This window comes from Pseudoponticoccus marisrubri (assembly GCF_001482405.1).
GTDB classification, from domain to species: Bacteria; Pseudomonadota; Alphaproteobacteria; order Rhodobacterales; family Rhodobacteraceae; genus Pseudoponticoccus; species Pseudoponticoccus marisrubri.
Window position 1 is genome coordinate 24107 of record NZ_LPXO01000017.1, and the last position, 14001, is coordinate 38107.

Sequence of the window (14001 nt, forward strand, 5' to 3'; positions counted from 1 at the left end):
TTCAGCCTTTCATCATGTTGACGTCTTCCACGGCGATGGTGCCGCGGTTGCGGAAGAAGCAGACGAGGATGGCCAGCCCGATGGCGGCCTCGGCCGCGGCCACGGTCAGCACGAAGAGCGTGAAGACCTGTCCCACCAGGTCGCCCAGATGGGTCGAGAAGGCGACGAGGTTGATGTTCACCGCCAGCAGCATCAGTTCGATGCTCATCAGCAGGATGATCACGTTCTTGCGGTTCAGGAAAAGCCCGAAGATGCCGATGACGAACAGCACCGCCGCCACCACCAGGTAATGTTCCAAAGCTATCATCAGTTGCCCCTCCGGGTCGTTCGCCCGTCTCTAGTTCCGTCTCGCGCGCGCACCCCGCCCGGGCCCGCGCAGGCGGCGCATCAGCCGCCGAAATATCCGTGGGCCACTGCCACGGCGGTGAGGATCGCGATCGCCACCGCCGTCCAGCCGCCCCGTGTCACGGCAGGCGCCGGCGCCGCATCAGCGGCCGCTCGGCCAACCGGCTGCGCACCCGCACCGGCAGCAGCGCCGTCGCCCGTCGCAGCGCCCACATGCCGAGCGTCAGCTTGAACGCCCAGAACGCGGCATAGGCCAACAGGCCCCAAGGCGAGGCGACGAAGGCCCAGACCTCGCTCACAGCCCCTGCCCCGGCTTCACGTCGCGCAGCTCCATCGCCTTGGCCGGGTCGCGGTACATCTGCGCAAGCACGTCCTGGCGCTTGACGTCCTGGCGGTGGCGCAGGGTCAGCACGATGGCGCCAATCATGGCCACCAGCAGGATCAGGCCGGCCAGCTGGAACAGCAGGAAGTACTGGTCATAGAGGATCATCCCCAGCGCCTGCGTGTTGTGCAATTCGCCGGTGATCGGCGCGGCGCGCTGCGCCTCGGCGATCTCGGAGGCTTCCCAGACACCGAAGGCCATGGCCAGCTGCATCAGGATCACCAGCCCGATCAGCAGCGCCAGCGGCATGTACCGGGCCATCTCGGCCTTCAGCTCGGCAAAGTCCACGTCGAGCATCATCACCACGAAGAGGAACAGCACCGCGACCGCGCCCACGTAGACGATGATCAGCAGCATGGCGACGAATTCCGCCCCCATCAGCACGAAGAGCCCGGCCGAGGACAGGAAGGCGAGGATCAGCCACAGGACCGAGTGCACCGGCTGCCGGCTGATCACCGTGAACAGCCCGCCCGCGATCGCGCCGAGCGCGAAGAGGTAGAATGCGAAAGTGATCATGATGCTTTGCCCTCCAAGGCTGTCACCCGGATCCCGAGCGTTTCGAACCTGTCTTTCACCGTGGCGCGCGCCGCTGCAACCCCCGGACGGGGCCGGATCGCGTCCTGCGGGCGGGCCGCGACGGGATGTCCCGGTGCCGCGGTCATTCCTCGCCCTCCTTGCGCTCGGCGATCACCTCGCGCGCCAGGTCCATGGCGCGCGTCATGGCCGGGATGCCGGCGAACATGGACATCTGCGCGATGGTCTCGGCCACCTCTTCCTCGGTGGCGCCGGCCTCCAGCGCGTGGCGCACCGACATGCGGAACGGCGTTTCCGCCTGCGCGCCCTGCATGGTCATGCCCGCAAGGGTCAGCAGCAGCCGCGTCTTGGCGTCCAGCCCGCTTTTCGACACGCCTTTGCCGAACCACATCTCCATGGCGTCCTTGGACATGGTCGGCCAGAGTTTCTCGTAATTCTTCGGATCGAACGAGCTGAGCGCGGGGTTGAAGGCCTTTGCCATTTCCTGCGCCTGCGCCATCATCAGCTCGAACGGGGTCTTGCCGTCGCTCATGGCCTGTTCTCCCGCTCCGTGGTGCCCTGCGCCCTGTCATGAACCGCGTCGAGCCGCCGGGCAAGCCGGTCCAGCCTGCGTGCCATCCGGTCGGCGCACTCCGAGATGTCCTCGGCGGCCTTCTGCACGGATTCCGTGGCGCGGTCCAGCGGCGATTGCGCGTCGCTCATGCCCCGCCCTCCGCGTCCGGGCAGTCGCCCACCACGGTCAGGCGGGCCGAGACCCAGTTCTGGCCCTGCACCTTGCGCGGCTCGAGGATCGAGACCACCTCGACCCCCTCGCGATCGAACGGCGCAACGGCCGCCAGCGCATCATCGGGACCCTTGTAGGCCGATCCCCAGTCCTGCATCAGCCGCGCGTGCAGCCCGTCGATCATCGCGTCCTGGTCGGGCGCGCCCACGTTCATCACGCAGCTGCAGAACCCGTCATGCGCAAACAGGCCGAGCGTCGCCTCGGGCGGCAGGTGCCACCCCCCCTCGATCCGCTGCAGGCCTTGCGTCTCGGCGGCGGAATCGAACCCGTCGAAGGTGGGCGCGGTGGCCATGCAGACCTGCGACAGCAGGCCCGCGCGCTCGGCGATCCATTCCGCCCCGCCCTCGACCGGTTGCGCACAGGCCATGCCACCCGCCAGGGCGGCCGTCACGGCACAGGCTGTGGTCGACAGGCGGGCCATCGGGGTCTCTCCTCAGCGGTAGGGCGCGTCAAGCTCGAGGTTGCGGGCGATCTCGGCCTCCCAGCGCTCGCCGTTCTCCAGAAGCTTGGCCTTGTCGTAGAACAGCTCTTCGCGGGTCTCGGTCGAGAACTCGAAATTCGGCCCCTCGACGATGGCATCCACCGGGCAGGCTTCCTGGCAGAAGCCGCAATAGATGCACTTGGTCATGTCGATGTCGTAGCGCGTCGTGCGGCGCGACCCGTCATCGCGCGGCTCGGCATCGATGGTGATCGCCTGTGCGGGGCAGATCGCCTCGCACAGCTTGCAGGCGATGCAGCGCTCTTCGCCGTTTGGATAGCGGCGCAGCGCGTGCTCGCCGCGGAAACGCGGGCTGAGCGGCCCCTTCTCGTGGGGATAGTTCAGCGTGGCCTTGCGTCCGAAGAAGTATTTCAGCCCCAGCTGGAACCCCTTCACGAAATCCGCGAGCAGAAAGTACTTCGCGGCCCGGCCGTAATCCATGGTCGCCATCAACTGTGCTCCTGTGCCTTGGCCTTCAGCTCGGCCTCGAGCTTCTCGGCTTCCTCGGCGTCCATGATCGGATCGCCGTTTTCGTCGTATTCCTGCAACGGGGTGTCCCCGGTGGTCTGCGTCGCCGCGGCGGCGGCGGTCGGTGCGGCGGCCGCGTTCTGCACATCGGCCGCCCAGCGGAACAGCGCGGCGGCGATCTCGGTGGCCTGCGGCATCAGGTTGCCGTCGCTGTCCACGTCCGGCAGGCCGCAATCGCGGACCACGAAATCCCCCAGCGAGATCATGTCGATATACTTGGCGTCGAGAATGGCGTTCTTGAGGTCAGACATCGGGTTCTCCTTGGACCATGGCGCGCGTGATGCGCGCCCTGGCCCGGACAGTACCATCTCTGCCCCGCACCGTCTGAGCAGCGGCCGCCGCGGCCCGGGAAACAGCACGTTCCCCGATCGGCAACAATCTGCGGACGGATGGGCCCTGCGCCGCCTTCATGCCTCAGCCCCCGGTGATCCAGCGTGCGTAGCCGCCCCAGAACCAGTCGAACTTGGCCGCGAAACTGACGAAGACCACCCAGACCAGGCTGAACGGCAGGAACACCTTCCAGCCCAGCCGCATCAGCTGGTCGTAGCGGTACCGCGGCGTGATCGCCTTCACCATCGCGAAGATGAAGAAGAAGAAGGCCATCTTGGCAACCATCCACAGCACGCCGTCGGGCAGGCCCGGGATCGGCGACAGCCATCCGCCGAAGAAGAGCAGCGTGGTCAGGGCGCACATCAGGAAGATCGCGATATATTCACCGGCCATGAAGAGCAGGAAGGGCGTGGCCGAATATTCCACCTGGTAGCCCGCCACCAGCTCGGATTCCGCTTCCGGCAGGTCGAAGGGCGGGCGGTTCGTCTCGGCCAAGGCCGAGATGAAGAACAGGAAGACCATCGGCAGGTGCGGCAGCCAGTACCAGCTGAAGAAGCCGAACCGGCCGTCCTGCGCCTCGACGATGGCGCCGAAATTCATCGATCCGGTCGAGATGATCACGCCGATGATGATCAGGCCGATCGACACCTCGTAGGAGATCATCTGCGCCGCCGAGCGCAAGCTGCCCAGGAACGGGTATTTGGAGTTCGACGCCCAGCCCCCCATGATCACGCCGTAGACCTCGAGCGAGGACATGGCGAAGACGTAGAGGATGGCCACGTTGATGTCCGACAGCACCCAACCATCGTTGAACGGGATCACCGCCCAGGCGATCACCGCCAGCACGAAACTGGTCATCGGGGCCAGGATGAAGACCGGCCGGTCCGCACCGGCGGGCACGACCACCTCCTTGACCACGTATTTCAACGCGTCGGCCACCGTCTGCAACAGGCCGAACGTGCCCACCACGTTGGGGCCGCGGCGCATCTGGACCGCGGCCCAGATCTTGCGGTCGCCATAGACCAGGAACAGCAACGAGACCATCACGAAGCCCAGTACGGCCAGGCATTGCGCGAGGACGATCACGAAGATGCCCAGGGGCGTCGAGAAGAAGTCAGCCATCAGATGTCCCTCACACCATCGGTATTCCGTTTTCGGCGCAGGCCAGCGCGACCACTTCTGCGTCGATCGTCTTGAGCCCGCGGGGCAGCGCCGCCGAGATGGTGTAAACCGCATCTCCGCGCCAGAGGCCACCCTCTTGGGCCACATTCGTGCGCAAATGCCGCGCGAACCCGTAACCGCGGATCAGCGCGTATTGCGCGGCCGCGCATTCGGCATAATCCTCGACATCGGCCGGGCCGCGCGCACCGCGCATCTCGACGATGAAATTCACCAGGTCCCCGTCCAGCAGCCGCGTGTCGATGCCCTGGTAGACGGGCAGGAACGCGGTTTCCGGCGCCGCGGGGGCGTCGGCACAGGCGCCGAGGCCCGTCGCAAGGATCAGCGCGGATATCATCGCCATGCCGCGCACTTATTCCGCCGCGAGCGGCGCCTCGGCGCGGGCCCGGGCATTGCGGCTCAGCTCGGCCATCACCTCGGAGGCGCGCGCGATCGGGTTGGTCAGGTAATGGTCCCGGATCACCTCGCGGAAGGCGGCGTCGCCCAGCTTGCCCGGCTCGACCGGCTGCCATGCGTTCTCGGCCACCACGTCCAGCTCGGCCAGGTGCGGCACCTCGGCCACAAGGGCCTGGCGCAGCTGCGCGATGCTGTCCCAGGGCTGCTTGGCGCCCAGTTCGGCCGAGAGTGCCCGAAGGATCGCCCAGTTCTCCTTGGCCTCGCCCGGGGCAAAACCGGCGCGCAGGGCCAGTTGCGGGCGGCCCTCCGTGTTCACGAACAGGCCCTGCTCCTCGGTATAGGCGGCGCCCGGCAGGATCACGTCGGCGCGGTGGGCACCGCGATCACCATGGCTGCCCTGGTAGATGACGAAGGCGCCATCAGCGATTTCCACCTCGTCGGCGCCGAGATTGTAGATCACATCGGCGCCCGACACGGCCTCCATGCCGTTATCCGCCACCGCGCCCACATCCATTGCGCCCACGCGGCTGGCCGCCGTGTGCAGCACCAGCAGCTTGGATTGCGCGGCCTCGGCCAGTTTCATGGCGGTGCCCAGAACGGCCGAGCCATCGGCCTCGTTCAGGGCGCCCTGCCCCACGATCACCACGCCCGGCACGCCGTGCTTGTCGGAATGGTCCATCCCGGCCAGCTTCTCCAGCGCGGCGCGGTCGGTGCCCAGTTCGTCCACCTCGTAGGTCAGGTCCGAGGGCTGGCCGATGCGCGCCACCTTGGCGCCCTTGAGCCAGGCCTTGCGGATCCGCGCGTTCAGCACCGGCGCTTCGACGCGCGGGTTGGTGCCGATCAGCAGGATGGTCTCGGCCTCCTCGATCTCTTCGACCGTGGCGGTGCCGACATAGCCCGAGCGGTTGCCGGCGGGCAGCTTGGCCCCGTCGGTACGGCACTCGACAACACCGCCCTGACCTTCGATCAGCTGTTTCAGGCCGTAGATCGCCTCGACCGGGGCAAGGTCACCGACGAGGCCAGCCAGCGACTTGGCGCCCTTGATCGCGGCGGCCGTCTTGGACAGCGCCTCGGGCCAGCTTGCGGGGCGCAGCTTGCCGTTCTCGCGCACATAGGGGCGGTCGAGACGCTGGCGGCGCAGCCCGTCCCACACAAAGCGCGTCTTGTCCGAGATCCATTCCTCGTTCACGCCGTCATGGTTGCGCGGCAGGATCCGCATCACCTCGCGGCCCTTGGTGTCGACCCGGATGTTCGAGCCGAGCGCGTCCATCACGTCGATCGTCTCGGTCTTGGTCAGCTCCCACGGGCGGGCGGTAAAGGCATAGGGTTTCGAGACCAGCGCGCCCACCGGGCAGAGATCGATGATGTTGCCCTGCAGCTCCGAATCGAGCGTCTCGTTCAGGTAGGACGTGATCTCGGCATCCTCGCCGCGGCCGGTCTGGCCCATCACGTTCAGCCCGGCCACCTCGGTGGTGAAGCGCACACAGCGCGTGCAGGAGATGCAGCGCGTCATGTGCGTCTCGACCAGCGGGCCGAGATCGAGATCGTCCACCGCGCGCTTGGGTTCGCGGTAGCGCGAGAAATCCACGCCATAGGCCATGGCCTGGTCCTGAAGGTCGCATTCGCCGCCCTGGTCGCAGATCGGGCAATCCAGCGGGTGGTTGATGAGCAGGAACTCCATCACCCCCTCGCGGGCCTTCTTGACCATGGGCGAGTTCGTCTTGACCACCGGCGGCTGGCCTTCGGGACCGGGGCGAAGGTCGCGCACCTGCATTGCGCAGGAGGCGGCCGGTTTCGGCGGGCCGCCGACGACCTCGACAAGGCACATGCGGCAGTTCCCGGCGATCGACAGGCGTTCGTGGTAGCAGAAGCGCGGCACCTCGATCCCGGCCTCTTCACAGGCCTGGATCAGGGTCATCGCCCCGTCCACCTCGACCTCTTGTCCATCGATGATGATCTTGCGCGTATCGGACATGCCCCAGGCCTTTCCATTGCTTTGGCAGGCGGAGCCCGGACCTCCGAGCAGGGGTCGGGCCGCGGTCAAGGGCGGTTCTACCGTGCCTGTCGGGCCGATGCCAGATCAGAAGGCCGCGAAAACCGGGAAAAAACGACGCGGGTCCGGGGTTTACATGCGCAGACGTGAATGTCTGGGCAGGGTGACCGCGCCCAGATAAGTGACTGAAATTGTCGGAAACTCCCCGCGTACGCTCAGCGCAGAAGGGATCCGATCGCGGTATTGCGGGCGATCTCGTCGCGGCCGAACCGGCACAGCGCGGCCTCGTCTCGCGCATCGACCCCCTGGCTGGCAAGATAGGCCTCGGCCTTGCTCCGCATCCGCTTCTTCTCGGCCTTGGACGAGGTATAGGCGTCGATCTCGTCATTGGTATAGCCCAGGGCCTTGGCCTCGGCGCGCAGCGAATTGATCCGGCTCATGGCGCGGATCATCCGGGCATTGATGCCGTCGCAGGTCTTGCGGATCTCGTCGGCGATGGCGATCGCCATCAGCGCGTCGTCGATCGCGCGCACCTGGCTGAGCGGCGGTTTCGCGGCGGCCGGCGCAGCCAGCGCGATCAACAGGGCAAGGGCGGGAATCAGGCGCATGTCGCCTCCTCGACTGGTACTCGTTCGGGCAAGAGGTGGGTCAGAGGCGGCGGATATGCAATATCACCGGCCCGGGGCGCCGCGGCCCCGGCCGGAAACCGCGCGTGGCCTACGGATCTTTGCAGGTGCCCACCAGCGTGAGCGTGTCGCCGTCGATGCGCAGCGCGTCGCGCGGCGTGTCGGGGCCGACCTCCCAGTCGATATCGGAGGTGCCGTAATACTGGATGCAGTGCTTGATGCCCTCGTGCTCGGCCGCCAGCACCGCCCCTTCGAGCGAGTTGGAGACCGGGCTGGCGGAGGCGATGAAGCTCTGGCGGTTGCGCGCCTCGGAGCGCGCCTGGCCGCGATAGCGCTCGCCGTCGAAGACCGGATCGGCAGAGCTGCCGAAATCGAAGGCGTTGCGCACACGGTCACAGCCCGGCAGGGCCAGCGCCACCAGCGCAAGGACAGCCAGCGCCCGCATCACCGGTCCCCCCGGCACAGAACTTCGAACTCGGCCGCCTGCGCATCGACCCCGGCCACCACGGTGGACAGCGGCGTGCCCGCGCGACAGCCCGCCTGCGCGGCAAAGGCCCCGGCCTGCGGCAGCATCGCCCGGCCCGGCACCGCGCCGGCCACGGTGGTCACGCTGACATAGATGTGGCTCATCGGCGTGCCATCGGCCAGCGGCTTGATCGCCCGGCGCTGGACATCGCCCTGGAAGCGTTCGGATTTCACGACCTCCGCGGGCGCCGCCTGCGCCATCATCAGCACCGCCGCGCCGAGTGTCATCGCTCGTCTCATGGTCTGCCCTCTTGCCTGTCCCGGCCCTGTTCCGGCCTGTCGCGACCGCGCGGCGCGCGATCCGTCATCCCAGTGTCCGACGTGCCGGGCGGGAGGTCAACCCGGGCGAGACCGCCGCTTGGAACGCAAGGGGCCGGCGCGATGCCGCGCCGGCCCCCGGAAACTCATGCGCAGCGCCCTGCCCGCGCTGGTCGCAAAATGGCGGTCACTCGGCCGCGACGGCGCTGACACGGCCGGTCTTCTGCGCCTTGATGCGGTCCTCGATCTCGTCGCGGAAGTTGCGGATCAGGCCCTGGATCGGCCAGGCGGCCGCATCGCCCAGGGCGCAGATCGTGTGGCCCTCGACCTGCTTGGTCACGTCGAAGAGCATGTCGATCTCCTCGACCTCGGCCTCGCCGCGCACCAGACGGTCCATCACGCGCATCATCCAGCCCGTGCCCTCGCGGCAGGGCGTGCACTGGCCGCAGCTTTCATGCTTGTAGAACTTGGACAGCCGCCAGATCGCCTTGATGATGTCGGTCTGCTTGTCCATCACGATCACCGCTGCAGTGCCAAGGCCCGAGCCCAGCTCGCCGCGCAGGTAATCGAAATCCATCACCGCGTCGCGCATCTTCTCGCCGCGCACGCAGGGCACCGAGGAGCCGCCGGGGATCACCGCCTTGAGGTTGTCCCAGCCGCCGCGGATGCCGCCGCAATGCTTGTCGATCAGCTCCTCGAAGGAGATCGACATGGCCTCTTCGACGACGCAGGGGTTGTTCACGTGGCCCGAGATGGCGAACAGCTTGGTGCCCGCGTTGTTCTGGCGGCCGAAGCTGGCAAACCATTCGGGGCCGCGCCGCAGGATGGTCGGCACCACCGCGATGCTTTCCACGTTGTTCACCGTGGTCGGGCAGCCATAAAGCCCCGCACCCGCCGGGAAGGGCGGCTTCATGCGCGGCATGCCCTTCTTGCCCTCGAGGCTTTCCAGCAGCGCGGTTTCCTCGCCGCAGATATAGGCGCCGGCGCCATGCACGAGGAAGATCTCGAAATCCCAGCCCGATCCGGCCGCGTTGCGGCCCACGAGCCCGGCATCATAGGCCTCGTCGATGGCGGCCTGCAGGGCCTCCTTCTCGCGGATGTATTCGCCGCGGATGTAGATGTAGCAGGCATGCGCGTTCATCGCGAAGGACGCGATCAGGCAGCCCTCGATCAGCGTGTGCGGATCGTGGCGCATGATCTCGCGGTCCTTGCAGGTGCCCGGCTCGGACTCGTCGGCATTGACCACCAGATAGGCCGGACGCCCGTCGCTTTCCTTGGGCATGAAGGACCATTTCAGACCGGTCGGGAAGCCGGCGCCGCCGCGGCCGCGCAGGCCGCTGGCCTTCATCTGGGAGATGATCCAATCCCGCCCCTTCTCGATGATCCCGGCCGTGCCGTCCCAGTGGCCGCGCTTCTTGGCGCCATCGAGGGTACGGTCATGCATGCCGTAGAGATTGGTAAAGATCCGGTCCTGGTCCTGCAGCATCTCTCAGTCCTTGTGTTTCTGGCGGTCCCGCCAGAGCCCGTATATCATCCAAATCGCCCAGCCAAACCCCGCAAGTGCGGCAAGATCGAACAAGGCGCGGATACGCTGGCTCCAGCCCAACGTTCCGCCAAGTGCGGTCATGGCGAACCAGCCAATCCCGACCCCGGCAATGACGAGCGCGATCACGCGCCCGCGCCGGTCGAGATCCTGCCCGTCCGCCATCCCGGTATCAGTTAGCCAGTTCGGCGGCCTGGGCCACCCAACCGTTCCGCGACGCACGGCCGCGGACGCCGGAGACGTTCTCGTCGACCCAGGCGACATTCGCCTCGGTCCAGGCCGCGATCTGGCGGTAGTGGTAGATCCCCGCCTCGTTCAGCGCCTCGGCCAGCTTGGGCCCGACACCGTTGAGCAGGGTCAGATCGTCGGCATCGCCCTCGGGCGCGGTCATGAGGGCGGGCTCTTCGGTCACCGTCTCGGCGATCTCTTCCGCGGCCTCGGTGGTCTCTTCCGTGAAGGCCTCGGTCGTCTCGGCGGTGGTCTCGGCCACGTCTTCCGCGGTCTCTGCGGTGGTCTCGACCGTGGTCTCGGCCACATCCTCGGCGGCATCCGCGACGGTTTCGGTCACCGTCTCGGCGGCCTCGGCGGTCTCGACGGCGGCCGTCTCGACCGGGGCGTCGACGGGCGCGGCTTCGACCGGGGCCTCTGCCGTTTTGGCCGTGGTCGCGCCGAACGGGGCGCAGACCGAGCCGTATCCGGCGGGCAGATTGCTCCACGGCATCATGGCCAGCTTCATCATCATCTGGCTCGTCTCAACGGCGAATCGCGTCTGAAGCGCCACCAGGCGCATCATCGGCGTGAAATCCGGGGTCATTGCGTGCATCGGGGTCATGGTACGTGGTTGCTCCGTTAACTCAGGAAGGGACACGGCCAATCCGCGTCCCGACAGCGCCGTTCCTCCCCAACAGTGCCGGTCCACGCCTTGCATACTGCAGCGCAGCACGCAAGGTCCGGTGGTGTCGCAGGATCAGTAGACGCCCCCCTTGTCGACCCGTTTAGAGAACTCGGTTTCGCCACCCCCGGCAAGCAGCCTGGCTTGCGCGACCCATTCATCGCGCGACACCCGGCCCTTGAACCCGTCGAGATTGGCATTGACCCAAGCGACCTCATCCTCGGTCCAGCTGGCGATCTGGTCGAAATGGTAGATGCCCAGCGAATGGCAGAGGCTTTCCAGCTTGGGGCCGATCCCCTTGATGTGCTTGAGATCATCGGCCCCCTCGGGACGCGGGCCGGTCAGCAGTTGCGGCTTGGTGCCCTCGTCGCTGCCCTCGACCACGCCATCCTTGTCGTAATCGGCCTCCGACGCGGGCTCAGACGCGGCCTCAGTGCCTGCATCCTCGGCAGAATACCGCCATGTGCCCTTTCTTTCGGCAAGCTCGGCCTGCCCGGGCAGTGCAGCGGAGGGTTTGATGACCGGCTCGGCCTGTGCAGGCGCCGGCGCGGTCGAGGGGCCGGTATCGCCCGCCGGGGCGACCGGCGCGCTGGCGCTCTCGGCCGGGGCTGGCGTCTCGATCGGCGTGGCGGATCGCGGCGGCGTCTCGGCCGCGGGTTCGGCGGCCGGCACGACCGGGGCCGAGGCCTGCGCCGCATCGCGCGCGGCCGCCCCCATTTCGGGCAGCGGAGCGCAGAACAGCCAGCTGAACAGCCCGCCCAGCAATGCGAAGACGAGCCCGCCGAGGAACAGGCTGGCGATGATCCCCTCGCCCCCCAGCGCGAGCAGCAGGACCGTGGTGAACAATCCGACCAGCGCGGCCAGAGACCAGCTCTGCACCGCGCATCCGGACGTGCCGTTCGTACTGTTGCTCATCGTGAACTCCTCCTCCCAGGTGCGATGACGCCCTAGTCGTCGGCATCACCTTTCTTTGCACGGGTAGAAAACTCGGTTTCTTCCCCGGATGCCAGAATTTTCGCCTGCGCCACCCATTCGTCGCGCGACACCCGGCCCTTGAACCCCTCGAGGTTCTCGTCGACCCAGGCGACCTCGTCGGCGGTCCAGCTGGCGATCTGGTCGAAATGGAAGAAGCCCAGCCGGTGCAGCAGCTCTTCGAGCTTGGGACCCACGCCCTTGATCTGCTGCAGGTCATCGGCGCCGCCATCACGCGGGGCATCCAGCGTCTGCGGCTTGGTGCCCGGCGTCGCTTCGTCCTCGGTGTTGGGCGCGTTGCCCGACACGTCGGTTTCCGGATGCGCCTTTTCCAGCGCCTGCGCTTCACGCTTGTCCACGCCGGTCTTGTCGGCGGGCACGTTGGCGGCCGGTTTCGGATGCGGCGGCGGGGCGGTGCGCCCGGCAGTGCCGCCGGTCTGGTCGCCCCAGGGCGCCACCAGCGGAACTTCGGTGCCGTCGATGCGCTTGACCGTGTCGCCGATGTCATGCGCCAGCTGCGCCGAGGCGTTCATCTTGATCTCGGCATTGCGGTACTCGGTCAGGCTGGTGATGCCCGAGGCCGGCTCCGAGGCGAAACGGCCGTTCTGCGGGCCCACCGCCGGCACCTCGCCACGCCCCAGTGCGTCCAGCAGCCCGGCCAGCTTCTCGGCGGTCAGGTCCTCGTAATAATCCTTGCCGATCTGGGCCATGGGCGCGTTCGCGCAGGCGCCGAGGCACTCGACCTCCTCCCACGAGAACTTGCCATCGGCCGACAGCTCATGCGGCTTCTTGGCGATCTTGTCCTGGCAGACGGCGACGAGATCCTCGGCGCCGCAAATCATGCACGACGTCGTGCCGCAGATCTGGATATGGGCCACGCTGCCAACGGGTTGCAGCTGGAACATGAAGTAGAAGGTCGCCACTTCCAGCGCCCGGATATAGGCCATGTCCAGCATCTCGGCCACGGTCTCGATGGCCGGGCGGGACAGCCAGCCCTCCTGCTCCTGGGCGCGCCACAGCAGCGGGATGATCGCGCTGGCCTGACGGCCGGCGGGATACTTGGTGATCTGCGCCTCGGCCCAGGCCAGGTTCTCGGGCGTGAAGGCAAAGCTTTCGGGTTGTTCGGGATGCAGCCTGCGCAGCATGGTTTGTCCCTTCTCATCTTCGGCGGCCAAGCGGCGCCGCTTAACGTGTTTTCCTCGTCCTGTCGCGACCGGGGCCCGGCGGCGCGGCCGCGATCCCCTGCCCCGTCCTGCCGGCGCGGGGCCTCAGCCGGTCGTGGTCTCGGCCGGCACGGGCTGGGGCGCGGGCGTGCAGGGCCCGGCGACGTAATCATATCCGCCCTCGGGGCGGGCCACCGCCTCGTTCGCGGCGACCTTCTCGCTCAGGATGCCGGTCACCTGCTCGCGGGTCAGCCCGCTCTGCAGTTCCACCGGCAGGTATTGCGCCTCGCTGACCAGCTTGCAGCCGACCGAGGCGACGGCGCCCTCCCAGCTGGCGATCTGCGCCTGGCGCCGCTCGTATTCCTCGGTCCCCGGGATGGTTTCGAGGAACTGCTCGTCACACCCGGCCAGGGCGGTCAGGACCAGCAGCGCGGCCAGTGTCTTCTTCATTCGTCGTCCCTCTTGGCGGGTCGGTCGCTCGAGGTCGAGGACCGCCCTGTCTGTTCCGTCGCACAATCCACCAGCGAGACCATGCCGCGGCTGCGATCGACCACGACCTGCCCGGTCTCGAGCATCAGCTCGCCGGTCTTGTTCAGGATGCGCTCGACCTCTTCGACGCCCTCGGCCGACAGCGTGTAGGGATAGCCGGTCTCCGCGACGACCCGCGCCACGATGGCGGCGTTGAACGCGTCCTCGGATTGCTCCATGTCCACGGTGCAGCCGCTGTCGCGCAGCGTGCCCGCGATGGCCGGGACGAAGGTTTCCTCCGGCATCCGCGACAGCCCGTCTAGAAAGCTGTCCTCGTCACGGGCCAGCGCCAGCCGGGACTTCGCGACCGCCTCATGCGCCTTGGGCGCGAGGATCGGCAGGCAGCCGGTCATGTAGAGATGGCTTTCGCCATCGGCCTCATCGACTTCGCAGTAGAACAGGGCACCGTCACTGGACAAAAGCAGCCCGTCCTCGATCGTGCCGATGGCCTCATACCCGGCCGTCTCGTCGAACACGGGGAGCGATTGCGCCGAGGCGAGCGACGCGCAGAGCGTCAGCAGTGCAGTCAGGCCCGACCTCGTCAT

Annotated in this window: 21 protein-coding genes; all 21 read right to left on the minus strand. The window is 67.4% G+C overall.

The window, feature by feature from the left end; genetic code table 11:
• Position 1: 1 nt before the first annotated feature.
• Positions 2-307, minus strand: coding sequence for an NADH-quinone oxidoreductase subunit NuoK (gene nuoK, locus AVJ23_RS19295; protein WP_058863869.1), 306 nt, complete (start codon positions 305-307; stop codon positions 2-4).
• A 157-nt stretch (positions 308-464) separates the two neighbouring features.
• Positions 465-644: a hypothetical protein gene (locus tag AVJ23_RS19300; RefSeq protein WP_058863870.1), complete on the minus strand. Its 180-nt coding sequence runs from the start codon at positions 642-644 to the stop codon at positions 465-467.
• The gene (locus AVJ23_RS19305; protein WP_058863871.1) at positions 641-1243 is read right to left on the minus strand and encodes an NADH-quinone oxidoreductase subunit J; all 603 of its coding nucleotides are present in this window, start codon (positions 1241-1243) and stop codon (positions 641-643) included. The genes AVJ23_RS19300 and AVJ23_RS19305 overlap by 4 nt, the downstream gene beginning before the upstream one ends.
• 142 nt (positions 1244-1385) lie before the next feature.
• Positions 1386-1793, minus strand: a complete 408-nt coding sequence (locus AVJ23_RS19310; protein ID WP_058863872.1) for a carboxymuconolactone decarboxylase family protein — start codon at positions 1791-1793, stop codon at positions 1386-1388.
• A complete protein-coding gene (locus tag AVJ23_RS22910; RefSeq protein WP_157772715.1) occupies positions 1790-1963 on the minus strand; it encodes a hypothetical protein in 174 nt (57 codons plus the stop codon). The genes AVJ23_RS19310 and AVJ23_RS22910 overlap by 4 nt, the downstream gene beginning before the upstream one ends.
• Positions 1960-2466, minus strand: a complete 507-nt coding sequence (locus AVJ23_RS19315) for a hypothetical protein (RefSeq protein WP_058863873.1) — start codon at positions 2464-2466, stop codon at positions 1960-1962. The genes AVJ23_RS22910 and AVJ23_RS19315 overlap by 4 nt, the downstream gene beginning before the upstream one ends.
• 12 nt (positions 2467-2478) lie before the next feature.
• On the minus strand, positions 2479-2973 hold the full coding sequence (gene nuoI, locus AVJ23_RS19320; RefSeq protein ID WP_058863874.1) for an NADH-quinone oxidoreductase subunit NuoI: 495 nt from the start codon (positions 2971-2973) through the stop codon (positions 2479-2481).
• The gene (locus AVJ23_RS19325) at positions 2973-3302 is read right to left on the minus strand and encodes a hypothetical protein (protein ID WP_058863875.1); all 330 of its coding nucleotides are present in this window, start codon (positions 3300-3302) and stop codon (positions 2973-2975) included. The genes nuoI and AVJ23_RS19325 overlap by 1 nt, the downstream gene beginning before the upstream one ends.
• Before the next feature lie 163 nt (positions 3303-3465).
• Entirely contained in the window at positions 3466-4503 is a 1038-nt protein-coding gene (gene nuoH / locus AVJ23_RS19330) for an NADH-quinone oxidoreductase subunit NuoH (protein ID WP_058863876.1), read from the minus strand.
• Positions 4504-4513: 10 nt separating this feature from the next.
• Positions 4514-4903, minus strand: a complete 390-nt coding sequence (locus AVJ23_RS19335; RefSeq protein WP_099045542.1) for a YNQ4 family lipoprotein — start codon at positions 4901-4903, stop codon at positions 4514-4516.
• A gap of 9 nt (positions 4904-4912) precedes the next feature.
• Positions 4913-6931: an NADH-quinone oxidoreductase subunit NuoG gene (gene nuoG / locus AVJ23_RS19340; RefSeq protein WP_058863877.1), complete on the minus strand. Its 2019-nt coding sequence runs from the start codon at positions 6929-6931 to the stop codon at positions 4913-4915.
• Positions 6932-7164: 233 nt separating this feature from the next.
• A complete protein-coding gene (locus AVJ23_RS19345; protein WP_058863878.1) occupies positions 7165-7557 on the minus strand; it encodes a DUF5333 domain-containing protein in 393 nt (130 codons plus the stop codon).
• 109 nt (positions 7558-7666) lie between these two features.
• Complete coding sequence (locus AVJ23_RS19350) at positions 7667-8020, minus strand: hypothetical protein (RefSeq protein ID WP_058863879.1); 354 nt, start codon at positions 8018-8020, stop codon at positions 7667-7669.
• The gene (locus AVJ23_RS19355; protein WP_157772717.1) at positions 8020-8340 is read right to left on the minus strand and encodes a hypothetical protein; all 321 of its coding nucleotides are present in this window, start codon (positions 8338-8340) and stop codon (positions 8020-8022) included. The genes AVJ23_RS19350 and AVJ23_RS19355 overlap by 1 nt, the downstream gene beginning before the upstream one ends.
• Positions 8341-8545: 205 nt before the next feature.
• Positions 8546-9844, minus strand: a complete 1299-nt coding sequence (gene nuoF, locus AVJ23_RS19360; RefSeq protein WP_058863881.1) for an NADH-quinone oxidoreductase subunit NuoF — start codon at positions 9842-9844, stop codon at positions 8546-8548.
• Between the two features lie 3 nt (positions 9845-9847).
• Positions 9848-10066, minus strand: coding sequence for a DUF5337 domain-containing protein (locus tag AVJ23_RS19365; protein WP_058863882.1), 219 nt, complete (start codon positions 10064-10066; stop codon positions 9848-9850).
• A gap of 7 nt (positions 10067-10073) precedes the next feature.
• On the minus strand, positions 10074-10733 hold the full coding sequence (locus tag AVJ23_RS19370) for a helix-hairpin-helix domain-containing protein (RefSeq protein ID WP_157772719.1): 660 nt from the start codon (positions 10731-10733) through the stop codon (positions 10074-10076).
• A 135-nt stretch (positions 10734-10868) separates the two neighbouring features.
• Positions 10869-11708 carry a helix-hairpin-helix domain-containing protein gene (locus AVJ23_RS23580; RefSeq protein ID WP_058863884.1) on the minus strand — a complete coding sequence of 280 codons (840 nt, stop codon included), beginning with the start codon at positions 11706-11708 and terminating at the stop codon, positions 10869-10871.
• Positions 11709-11740: 32 nt separating this feature from the next.
• The gene (locus tag AVJ23_RS19380; RefSeq protein WP_058863920.1) at positions 11741-12910 is read right to left on the minus strand and encodes an NADH-quinone oxidoreductase subunit E; all 1170 of its coding nucleotides are present in this window, start codon (positions 12908-12910) and stop codon (positions 11741-11743) included.
• Between the two features lie 123 nt (positions 12911-13033).
• On the minus strand, positions 13034-13378 hold the full coding sequence (locus AVJ23_RS19385; protein WP_058863885.1) for a hypothetical protein: 345 nt from the start codon (positions 13376-13378) through the stop codon (positions 13034-13036).
• Positions 13375-14001 carry a hypothetical protein gene (locus AVJ23_RS19390; RefSeq protein ID WP_058863886.1) on the minus strand — a complete coding sequence of 209 codons (627 nt, stop codon included), beginning with the start codon at positions 13999-14001 and terminating at the stop codon, positions 13375-13377. The genes AVJ23_RS19385 and AVJ23_RS19390 overlap by 4 nt, the downstream gene beginning before the upstream one ends.